This window comes from Acinetobacter sp. YH01019, from assembly GCF_013420285.1.
Classification (GTDB): domain Bacteria; phylum Pseudomonadota; class Gammaproteobacteria; order Pseudomonadales; family Moraxellaceae; genus Acinetobacter; species Acinetobacter gandensis.
In genome coordinates this window covers 1-11,625 of the sequence record NZ_VOYM01000083.1, presented here as the reverse complement: position 1 = coordinate 11,625, position 11,625 = coordinate 1, and the positions used below count along the sequence as shown (strand labels likewise).

The 11,625-nt window shown below is 38.1% G+C and carries 7 protein-coding genes and 4 pseudogenes; 4 read left to right on the top strand and 7 right to left on the bottom strand.

Annotated features, from left to right (window positions below; translation table 11 throughout):
• Positions 1-130: 130 nt before the first annotated feature.
• From gltS to FTT84_RS14930, 6 genes and pseudogenes are all read right to left on the bottom strand, one after another.
• Positions 131-1,354: a sodium/glutamate symporter gene (gltS, locus tag FTT84_RS14955; protein WP_016659076.1), complete on the bottom strand. Its 1,224-nt coding sequence runs from the start codon at positions 1,352-1,354 to the stop codon at positions 131-133.
• 124 nt (positions 1,355-1,478) lie between these two features.
• Positions 1,479-1,700, bottom strand: a pseudogene (locus FTT84_RS14950) (hypothetical protein).
• A gap of 396 nt (positions 1,701-2,096) precedes the next feature.
• Positions 2,097-3,338 (bottom strand): PD-(D/E)XK nuclease family protein, encoded by a 1,242-nt coding sequence (locus FTT84_RS14945; RefSeq protein WP_016659079.1) that lies wholly within the window; start codon positions 3,336-3,338, stop codon positions 2,097-2,099.
• A gap of 73 nt (positions 3,339-3,411) precedes the next feature.
• A complete protein-coding gene (locus tag FTT84_RS14940) occupies positions 3,412-6,051 on the bottom strand; it encodes a bifunctional aconitate hydratase 2/2-methylisocitrate dehydratase (RefSeq protein WP_180056775.1) in 2,640 nt (879 codons plus the stop codon).
• Between the two features lie 297 nt (positions 6,052-6,348).
• A complete protein-coding gene (locus FTT84_RS14935) occupies positions 6,349-6,618 on the bottom strand; it encodes a hypothetical protein (protein WP_067767201.1) in 270 nt (89 codons plus the stop codon).
• A gap of 166 nt (positions 6,619-6,784) precedes the next feature.
• Positions 6,785-7,144: a hypothetical protein gene (locus tag FTT84_RS14930; RefSeq protein ID WP_067767203.1), complete on the bottom strand. Its 360-nt coding sequence runs from the start codon at positions 7,142-7,144 to the stop codon at positions 6,785-6,787.
• 391 nt (positions 7,145-7,535) lie between these two features.
• Between FTT84_RS14930 and FTT84_RS14925 the strand changes: the two are divergent.
• From FTT84_RS14925 to xseB, 4 genes and pseudogenes are all read left to right on the top strand, one after another.
• Positions 7,536-8,174 (top strand): annotated as a pseudogene (locus tag FTT84_RS14925) (LexA family protein).
• Positions 8,175-8,189: 15 nt separating this feature from the next.
• Positions 8,190-9,480: pseudogene (locus tag FTT84_RS14920) on the top strand (Y-family DNA polymerase).
• Between the two features lie 146 nt (positions 9,481-9,626).
• Positions 9,627-10,907 (top strand): exodeoxyribonuclease VII large subunit, encoded by a 1,281-nt coding sequence (gene xseA / locus FTT84_RS14915; RefSeq protein WP_180056814.1) that lies wholly within the window; start codon positions 9,627-9,629, stop codon positions 10,905-10,907.
• Positions 10,900-11,094, top strand: a complete 195-nt coding sequence (gene xseB, locus FTT84_RS14910; protein WP_067767225.1) for an exodeoxyribonuclease VII small subunit — start codon at positions 10,900-10,902, stop codon at positions 11,092-11,094. Before xseA ends, xseB begins: the two co-directional genes overlap by 8 nt.
• Before the next feature lie 20 nt (positions 11,095-11,114).
• On the opposite strand, the pseudogene FTT84_RS14905 reads toward xseB, so the two are convergent.
• A pseudogene (locus FTT84_RS14905) lies at positions 11,115-11,625 on the bottom strand (transposase); the annotation flags it as partial.

Here is an 11,625-nt window from a genome sequence, read left to right as displayed (position 1 = left end):
ATGCCATTTTTCTTTATACTGTCACTGAGGCAGGTTGGACATTTGATTTCTAGAGTTATTTGCATTTCTCTATTTTATCAAAATTCAACCTGCTTTTTTTCAGCATACTTTTTGAAACACCACCTAAAATTTAACCGAAAAATGCAATGATACTCTGAATCACCACAGCATTCACAATATCAATAAAAAATGCACCACATAGCGGTACGATCAAAAAGGCTTTGTGCGATGGACCATAGCTATTGGTAACTGCCTGAATATTGGCAATCGCAGTCGGGGTTGCTCCCATACCAAAACCACAATGCCCTGCTACCAATACGGCTGCATCGTAATTTTTTCCCATAATCCTAAAGGTCACAATTGCGGTAAATAAAATCAGTACCGCTGTCTGCGCAAACAAAATGGTAATGAGCGGGCCTGCCAAATCGGCCAGTAACCAGAGTTGCAGTGACAGTAAAGCCATAGATAAATACAGGGATAATGACGCATTTCCGAATACATCAATGGCACGGTCGAAAATATCGACTTTCAGTACATGCTCTAGGAAGTTACGTACAATCACCCCTGTCCCTAAAGCCCAGACAAAGGTCGGTAGTTCAAACCATCTTCCCTGACTGATCTCTGTCATTTCATTCGCAACAAATATACATAGTGCAAACATCCCCAAAGTCGACACTGCATTACTGGCTGTAATCAACCGGGTTTTCTTTGGATATTCGAAGGGTGCGGTGTTGATGCTAGTATCGAGTTGTTGTTCATTGGTCTCTTGCGCTACTGTCTCTGCCAACTGATTTCGTTTAATCAAGAATTTGGCAACCGGACCACCCACAAGCCCACCAATAACCAAACCAAAAGTAGCACTTGCCATTCCGAGGACAATTGCCCCCTGTATTCCATATTGAGTTTCAAGCACTTCACCCCAAGCACCGGCAGTACCATGTCCACCCGTTAAGGTAACAGAACCGACAATCAGACCAATCAATGGATCAAGCCCAAGTGCTGTGGCTAAACTCATGCCAACCGCATTTTGTACAACTACAAATAAAATGACACAGACCAGAAAGATCAGCAGTGATTTCCCACCTTCTTTGAGCTTGGTAAAGTCTGCACTTAAACCAACAGAGGTAAAGAACATCAGCATCAGAATGGTTTGAATTTCTGAGTCAAATGTGGCACTGATATTAAAAAATTTATAGAGAATAAAAGCTGTAATCGCTGCGATTAGACCGCCGATTACAGGCTCAGGTAAGTTATAGTTTCTAAAGAAGCTAATTTTACTAACAAGATACCGCCCAATAAAAAGAAAAAATACTGCAATCACCAAGGTGCCAAAGGCATCGATTTCATAATTCATAACATTCCCTATTAGCTTTATTTTCATACAGTTTTAGGAAAACAGTATGAAAAATCAATTTTAGAAATGTTATGCAAGTTATTGTTTCTAGTAATTGTTTAATTTATGTCCTAAATAGATTCAATTAATACGATGGAATATCATAAACCCAATTGTGTGCTTGCTGGTCTGTCGTACTTTCACAAACATAATAATCATGATCCCAAGCATCTTGATGGAAGATTTCCTTTTTATGGTAATTCACCTGTTTACCATTTTCGACTCAGACAAAGCTGTCACCTTGGTCTTTGACTTGGGTTCCATTGAGGAAACCACCAATACAGAGGAAGCGGGATTTTTTTGCCATGTATTTACTTCAACTTTTCATTTATTTAAATATACGTGGATTGAACGATCGAATGAGCCAACTGTAAAGTTTAAGTTATAAAGTGCGGAGATTACATCCAAATAGCAAACTCAAAATCTAGTTAAAAAATGCAGCATCCAATTTTGCTATCGCTGCTTTGAGTAATTTAATGTTCATATAGACATAGTTTTTTTTTGACGTTATATATGACTTTCATAGGTGGAACATTTTCATATTCAAATTCTTGTAGATTTGGAAAAGTGTGTTTTAATGTTTTCCAATACTCAACATCATTGTATGTAATATCAATCAGACCAAGGAATTTTTGATCTGATTGATTAAAATTGTGTTCAATGCCAATGATTTGGTTTTGAAAGTACCAAAATATACCTATTTTCATAAATGAATTAATAGATCCAACTCACTTAAACAATCATTAATAAAATCATTTAAATCCTTATTATCTTTGATTGATAATAATTTAAAGGCATCGCCCGAAAAGCCTCTTAAATCACCTATAGCTTTACTAACCCATCCGTTAGGAATCTTTTTCCAATATTTAGGCTCTCCCCATGTCGGATTAAGTTTTAATATATCTTCCAATTTAGTGGAACTTTCTTCAGATAAAGCAATTCCATAGTGAAAATAATCTGTTGCAGCTACAAATATAAAATTAATGTCTGGCCTTTTCTTACTTTTCAATACACAGCCTATAACATCCCTTTCTGCAGCAGGATTTGAATTACTAATTTGCTTAAACCACTTTTTACAATTATTAGCTGTGTAGTGGATACTCTTAAATTCTGATGATTTTTCAAAATTTCCCGTTTCTAAAAATTTGCTTTCAACATATTCAAATAATTTAAAAAGCAATTCGCCACGATATGCGCTACTATTAAATTGAGTAGATAGCTTTCTGATTGCTTCTAATTCAACAGGTGTTATATCAACTAACATCTTTTTCAATTCCTTATTTACTGTTATCAATTCGCCAGTCAAAATTTTTAACAAATTTAAATATTGTCTAATTGCAGACTCTATATTAGGAGTTTCTTTAACCAAATATAAAATATGATTTTCAAGCCATTTTGTTATATCTTCTTTATAACTCAAACATTGTAAATCTATAGAATTTATTTCATTGTTAGTTATTAAAAAGTATTTATCATCCTTATTTATTATTTTACCTAAAGATGATTGAGAAGGTTTATTGCCTTGTAAAGTAAGATATATGATTGAAGGTGCTTTTTTCTTCTCAATACAATAATCATAGTATCTATTTAACTGTTTACTTTGATCCCCTGCATAAATCTTATTTTCTATTATTATCGCCTTATTTTTATTCTCTAACAACAAATCAATTTGACCTTGCGCACACCTAAATTCCCTTTTAATAGAAAAGAAATTATCTATCTCAAAATCCAACTTAAAATAACTAATGAAACTTTTTAAAAATAAATCCTTTTGCCCGTGTGTTCCGTTTGGATCTAATAATTCTTTAAGAATAGGTGTATGTGTAAATACTTCACTACTCCCAACACCTGATAACATCAATAAATTAAAAAAATCCCCATGAGCTTTATTTTTATTAATAATTTCTACAGTCTGCTTTATTAACTTATCAATGTATTCTTGCATTTAAATACTCAAAAAATAAGGGCTGATTACTCAGCCCTTATCTTATACCGCTTATTGCTTAATTATCAATTAATTAAGACAATTGAGCAGCAGCAATTTTCTTAGTATCAACGTCTTTAGCAGCGTCAGTATAATCGCCCATTTTGTCGAAGCTTAAGTATTGATAGATGTCTGCAGACATGCTATCAATTTGAGCTGCGTATTCTTGGTACTCAGCTGGAGTTGGTAATTTACCAAGTACAGCAGCAACAGAAGCAAGCTCAGCAGAGGCTAAGTAAACGTTCGCACCTTGACCTAAACGGTTCGGGAAGTTACGAGTAGAAGTCGATACACAAGTAGTGTTCGGAGCTACACGTGCTTGGTTACCCATACATAATGAACAACCTGGCATTTCTGTACGAGCGCCAGCTTTACCATAGATGTTATAGAAACCTTCTTCCATCAATTGACGTTCGTCCATACGAGTTGGAGGAGCCAACCATAGACGAGTAGATAAAGAACCACCAGGAACTTTGTCTAGAAGTTTACCAGCTGCACGGAAGTGACCGATGTTAGTCATACATGAACCAACGAATACTTCGTCAATTTTCACGCCTTGAACGTCAGAAAGCAATTTAGCGTCATCTGGGTCATTCGGGCAGCAAAGAACTGGTTCAGTAATTGTAGAAAGGTCGATTTCGTACACTTTAGTGTATTCAGCGTCAGCATCAGCTTTAAGAAGTGATGGGTTAGCTAACCATTTTTCCATGTTCTCTACACGGCGCGCCATTGTACGAGCATCGCCATAACCTTCAGAAATCATCCATTTCAACATAGTAATGTTTGATTTAAGGTATTCAGCAACTTTCTCTTCAGAAAGCGTGATAGAACAACCAGCAGCTGAACGTTCAGCAGATGCGTCAGAAAGTTCGAACGCTTGCTCAACAGTAAGGTCAGTTTCCATTTCTGTAAGGTCGATCTCAAGGATACGGCCAGAGAAGATGTTTTTCTTACCTTTTTTCTCTACAGTTAAGTCGCCTTCTTGGATCGCAACGTAAGGAATCGCATGTACTAGGTCACGTAGAGTGATACCAGGTTGCATTTTACCTTTGAACTTAACAAGTACAGACTCAGGCATGTCTAGTGGCATAACGCCAGTTGCAGCAGCAAACGCTACAAGACCAGAACCCGCTGGGAATGAAATACCGATTGGGAAACGAGTATGCGAGTCACCACCAGTACCAACTGTATCTGGAAGAAGCATACGGTTTAACCAAGAGTGGATAATACCGTCGCCTGGACGTAGAGAAACACCGCCACGGTTCATGATGAAATCAGGAAGCGTGTGCTGCATTTGAACGTCAACTGGTTTTGGATACGCAGCTGTATGACAGAAAGATTGCATAACGAGGTCAGCAGAGAAGCCTAGGCAAGCAAGATCTTTAAGTTCGTCACGAGTCATTGGACCTGTTGTATCTTGAGAACCAACAGTCGTCATTTTAGGTTCGCAGTAAGTACCTGGAAGTACACCTTGACCTTCAGGAAGACCACAAGCGCGACCAACCATTTTTTGAGCTTGAGTGAAGCCTTTACCAGTAGCTGCAGGTTGAACTGGAGTACGGAATAAAGTTGAAGGTGCAAGACCAAGAGCTTCACGCGCTTTAGTTGTTAAACCACGACCAACGATAAGGTTGATACGGCCACCAGCACGTACTTCGTCTAGAAGAACTGGAGTTTTAAGTTCAGATTCAGCGATTTGAGCGCCGTCTTTAAACGCAGTTACTTTAGCAGCAGCGTGATCGATCTTAAGAACGATTTCGTCGCCCATGTTCATGTTCGCAACGTCAATCTCTACAGGTAACGCACCAGCGTCTTCCATAGTGTTGAAGAAAATCGGAGCGATTTTAGAACCTAAGCAGTAACCACCGTCTTTTTTGTTCGGGATGTGAGCAATTTCGTCACCGAAGAACCAAAGTACAGAGTTAGTTGCTGACTTACGAGAAGAACCAGTACCAACAACGTCACCTACGTAAGCAACTTGGTTGCCTTTCGCGATAAGGTCTTTAATTTGGTTAAGTGGACCAACTTCGCCAGGAACTTCTGGATTAATACCGTCACGTACGTTTTTAAGCATTGCATTCGCGTGTAACGGAATGTCTGGACGGCTCCACGCGTCTTGTGCAGGTGACAAGTCGTCAGTGTTAGTTTCGCCAGTTACTTTGAAAACTGTAAGTTTGATTTCTTCAGGAACATCTTTACGGCTAGTGAACCATTCAGCGTCAGCCCAAGATTGCATAACTGCTTGTGCATTTGCATTACCCGCTTTTGCTTTATCAGCAATGTCGTGGAACGCATCAAATACAAGAAGAGTTTTCTTAAGTGCTTCTGCAGCTAATTCAGCAAGCTCTGCATCATCAAGAAGTGCAACTAAAGGAGCAACGTTATAACCACCAAGCATAGTACCTAGTAGGTAAACCGCACGTTCTTTAGTTACTAGTGGAGAAGTCGCTTCGCCTTTTGCCAAAGCAGCTAAGAAAGCAGCTTTAACGTATGCAGCTTGGTCAACACCCGCTGGAACACGGTTTTCTAGTAAATCAACTAAAAATGCTTCTTCGCCAGCTGGTGGGTTTTTTAATAATTCAACTAATGCAGCTGTTTGAGCATCGTCAAGTGGCTTCGGTGGGACTCCGAGTGCGGCACGTTCTTCAACGTGTTGGCGGTAAGCTTCTAGCACGGTGTTATTCCTCTTTTTTAAAAAATTATTTACGCATTCCTGCTTTAAATAAAGCTACGCAAATAATATGGACTGCTAAATTTTACTAAAATTCCAGTTAAAAGTTAATGCAACTAGAGTGTTTCTTCGTGATGCCCATTATTTTATAAATAAATGATAGTCATATTGCCTATACATTAAGCAAAATCAGCACTTATAGATATTTTAACAATCACTTTTTAAACTTTTAGCTGAAATCTGTTCGTAAAAAAAGGCAACTAAATGTTGCCTGATCTCAATAGTGTTTCATATTCCACCTTAGTGTACAGTGGTGGCAGATAAATATTGCTGAAGTTCTGCTCGATCGCCTGTAAATCTGAGACACCATTCGTCCTGACATGTGGTTTGATGTTGATTACTTGCAAAGCTGATATCGACCAAATAACGCTGAGAAAATTCATCTACTTTTTGGCGTAATGTGACTTTATCTCCAATGCTGAGCACGTAGTTCCCACCACCGATAATTGCTACGCCTTGTTCATCTTCTAGGAGTAGATCTGAGTGATGCATATATCCAATAACGTCCATTCGATACTCCTGTTTTCTTCTGATTATATTTTTCATTATTCATTAAAAAGATAAGTATTTCTATATTTATGATTTAGTAAGTGTGACAATTTATTAATCAATCTACTTAGGCTATTTTATTAAATTAAGATGATATTGAGTTGTTGAAGGCCTAAAAAACCGTTCCTTAGAACGGTTTGTAATCTGGCATTTCTGTATGCGGCGTCGCAATACATTTTTCAGTAAATTCTGCACGGATTTTTTCACGAGCACCTTCAACGTCAGCCTTAATTTCAGCTTCAGGTAAAGCGTAAACTTCTTCTAAAATTTCCATGATGAACTTTTTAGTGGTCTCATCTTCAATTTTAGCAGCATGTTCAACAGCTTTTTCTTTTTCAATCGCATTTTGACGATCTAGCATAATGGTTCGTGCAGCATTACCTACACTCTTACAATAGCCTTGCCACTGCTGTTCAGGGGTTAATGGTGCTTTTTCAGAACACCCCACAAGCGCAGCAATCACAGATAAAGCAAACAACTTTTTCATGAATCTCTCCTTTCAGGAGGCAATATAAAATATTGGTCATGATTTGTCATTTAAATTACCCAATCTGTATCGCATTAATCCATATCTCGCCATTTTTTAAATGAATTTATATCTAGAACAGCATGCACATCAGCACGATGTAGATGACTCATTTAGAATAAAACGACAAGCGGTGAAATGCGCGGTAGTCCTTGCTTCCAAGCAGTAAAACACCTTTGCATGCGACTATATTTCAGCCAAATAATCACTTAGATAAAGCCCTGTTTTCAAACGACTTATGTTGTCGCTCTATTGTTTTTAAAGACATTTTTATATTTGAAAATCATTTGCTGAACTCTTATTCTAAATACATCAATTGTCTTCAAACACGCCACGTTGCGTAGGAGCAAATATGTCAAAAAAACTGCCGATTTATTTTTCGGATGAAGCTTGGTCGTCTCTACAACAGCTTATGGGAAGTGACGGAAAGCCAAGTCCAACCATTAATGCCTTACTTGAGCAACAGTCTGCCGATCAAGTATTTTTCAATTCGTCCTTAAATGTTCAAGCCATTCAAAAGCAATCTCGCCTTGAAATCCCTGTGGCCTTAGAGCGCATTCCTGCTGGCCCTGCTTTTGCCAACAAGGACGTATTCGACAAAGCTTTAGACCTCAATGATTTACTGGTGATTAATCCGCTTGCAACCTTTATTGCTCATGTCGACAGTGAGTCTTTGCTTTATGCAGGTTTTGAAATTAATGATACTTTTTAGGTTGATCGCAGCCTAAAAGCCAAACACGGCGACATCGTGGTTGCCTTAATTGATAATCGTGAAATCACCTTAAAGCGCCTAATGGTGACTGAAAAAATGTCGAAAGAAGAAATCGCCAATATTTTTGGGGATGCCGACAAAGTATTGCCTGATATTTGGCTAAAGGCTGAAAATCCAGCCTATGAGCATATTATTCCCAATGATAGCGAATCTATCGTTGTGCAAGGCGTGGTGACTTTTAACTTAAAGCAACTCTATAAGCGCTCATCTCACACTTAATAATAAGAATTAAATATGAAAGCTGAAAATAAAGTATTTGCGTTGGTTGACGTAAATAACTGCTACGTTAGTTGTGAGCGTGTGTTTAACCCTAAGCTCAATCAATCCCCTGTCGTAGTTTTATCCAATAACGATGGTTGTGTCGTATCACGTAGTCAAGAAGCCAAAGATTTAGGCATCAAAATGGCCGTGCCTGTCTATCAAATACAAGATCTGATTCAACGTCATCAAGTACAGGTACTATCCAGTAATTATGCCCTTTATACGGAAATGTCGAGACGTTTTATGAATATTTTGGGCTTATTTGTCGGCCCAGAAGACCGTGAAATTTATTCTATTGATGAATGTTTTTTAGATTTAACAGCTTATCAAGATCTATTTGATTTGACTGCTTATGCAGAACAGATCAAAGAAACTGTATGGAAATGGTTAGGACTGCCCTGTTGTGTTGGTATTGGACGTTCAAAAGGCAAAGATCGCCAATCATTTAGCAAAAAAAAATGCTTATTTAAATGGGGTGTGCAATTTAATCGATATGGATCCTTGCTCGTCAGAACTTTTGCTTTCTCAAACACCCGTATCTGAGGTTTGGGGTGTCGGTCGCAATCATACGAAAGCTTTAAATCAATTGGGCATTCAACATGTTTTAGATTTAATTGAAGCACATCCGAAAAATATTCGACAAAAATTTAGTGTGGTAATGGAAAAAACTGTACGTGAATTACAAGGTATTTCCTGCATGGATATTGAACAAGATACGCCGCGCAAACAGCAAATTTTAAGCAGTCGTTCTTATGGTCAACCGGTCTATGAACTCGAGGATATTAAAGCCTCTATTCGCTTATATATTTCACGAGCAGTAACTCGCCTAAGAGAAGATCAGTCTTTATGTCGTATGGTTGGGGTCTATATTCAAACAGGTCGTTTCAATAATACTGAAAAGTATGCACCTTATACCGCCATCACCTTAAATGAACATACTGATGATTTACTGACTATTACCCAAGCTGCAACACATGCGGTGGAAAAAATATTTAAAGCGGGCTTTAAATATAAAAAAGCCGGTGTGGTGTTAATGGAGCTCATTCCCAAGCAAAGTTTCGTACCTGATCTTTTTTGCGATATGAGCCAGCGGCAAGCACGTGAAAAATTATCCAATACAGTTGGCGATATTCAAAAAAGATTTGGTCATCACTTTGTTTCTCTAGGCTTGTCTCAAAATGAAGCATCGACATGGCGTATGAAACAAAATCTCTGCTCACCGGCTTACCTAAGTAATTGGAATGAACTTTTGCGCGTGAAATAAATCAAGACTATAGCTTAGTTTGTGTTGAAGTAATTCTTGGTTCAGCGGTGTATGTAATTTATTCACCGAAATGATCATTTGCTTTTGCTCAATATTTATTTAGTATTTAAATGAATATTCATTTATATCTTCCCGTATTTAAACTTATGTCCGACGCACAATTTAGCCTGAGCGAATACCTCTCTGCAGTCAAAGAAGTCATTCAATTGGCCTTTGATGATGCGGTTTGGGTCAAAGCTGAAATTCGTAATTTAAATATTAAAGGTGGGCATTATTACCTCGAACTCGCTGAAAAAGAACAAGACAGCGACAAAGTCATCGCCAGTTGCAAAGCCACAATTTGGAAATTTACGGCAGCCAAAGTTGTTGGAAAATTTGAACGTGAAAGTGGCATTGAGCTCAGTCGAGACTTAAATGTCTTGGTAAAAGTACGTGCCCGCTTTGACCCGCAATATGGTTTTTCTGTCAATATTGAAGAAATCGACTCTAGTTTTACATTGGGTGATCTTGCTCGACGTTATCAACAGATTATCGAAAAACTCAGTATTGAAGGCTTAATACATAAAAATCAGCAACTACCTGCACCCTTTGATATTAATCAAGTACTGGTTATTGCTCCTGAAAATGCAGCAGGTTTAGGTGACTTCAAAAAAGATGCAGATGCGTTACAACATGCTGGGGTGTGTAACTTTGTCTATCACTCCGCAACCTTCCAAGGCAATACCGCAGCTCAGAGCATTCAAACTGCTTTGGCTCAAGCTTTAAGACAATGGGCCAACGATTACAATACAGCACCCGACTTAATTGCCATTATTCGTGGTGGTGGCGCCGTTAATGATCTTGCATATTTAAATGATTATGACCTGGCCTCCCTACTGTGTAAGCGTTCAGTACCCATTTGGGTGGGCATTGGCCATGAAAAAGACCGAACAATTTTAGATGAAATTGCGCATCGCTCTTTCGACACACCCAGTAAAGTCATAGGTGGTATTCGCAATCATATCGTTGAGCGCAGCCAAGAGGTCTTAGATGCTTTGCAAAGTATTCAACTGCATTCACAGCATCAAATCGCGCAATATCAAAGTCAAAATGATCAATTGATGCAAGTCATCAAGACATTAGCGCAAACTCAGATCAATGATGGTTCCCGTCTCATTCAACAGTTTAAAGACAACACTGCATATTTTGCCCAATTACAGCTCAAAACAGCAGCTCAAAACATTGAAGTCTTAATGCGTGAAACCTTACTACAAAACCCTGCACACGTACTATCCAAAGGTTATGCCATTGTAAGGCAAAACGGTAAAGCGTTACGCAGTGCGCAGCAATTGGACTCAACAACAACCGCGCAAGACATTCAAATTGAAATGCAAGACGGTTTAATCACAGCCAAAATTCAACAGATACAGGTGCCAACAGATGACTAATGAAACTTTAAGCTTTAAAGATGGCTATGAAATCTTAAAACGAAATGCTGAACAGCTTGAATCTCAACAAGAGCCAGACATTGATAATTTAATGAAAATTGTTGAAGAGTCCATGACCGCCTATAAGGCATGTAAATCACGTGTAGAAGCCGTTCAACAGGCATTGAACGACACATTTAAAGACTAATAGATCTCTTGCGAAAGTCGTTATTGCAAGTTCATCCGGTTTACCAGTGCAGCGATTAAGTTAATGCGTAAACCGAATCTTTTCCGTCTATTTCGATAGCGTTCACTTAGTATTCTAAATCTTTTCAATTGACTGTTAATGTGTTCGATTACAACTCGTATTTTTCCAATCATTTTATTGTAATTTTTCTCAGCATCAAATAAGGGTAAATTCTTCTTTTTCTTTATTGGCATCAATAATTTAAAGCCATCTTGCTCTAACCCATAGTACCCTAAATCGGTCATAACATAGTCACAATGTTTGAATTTCTTAACTGTTTTTCTTGCCAATTTAATATCATGCTGACTGCCAGACGATATATCTACTCCTATGATTTGTTTGCTCTTCGGATGATAGATCACTTGGGCTTTTAACGTATGTTTCTTCTTTTTACCACTGTAGAACTTACTCTGATTTTTTTTTTGGGCGTTCTATTAAACATTCTGTCGCATCAATAATTACCCAGTTAAATTGTTCGTCTGCTGTGGTAAT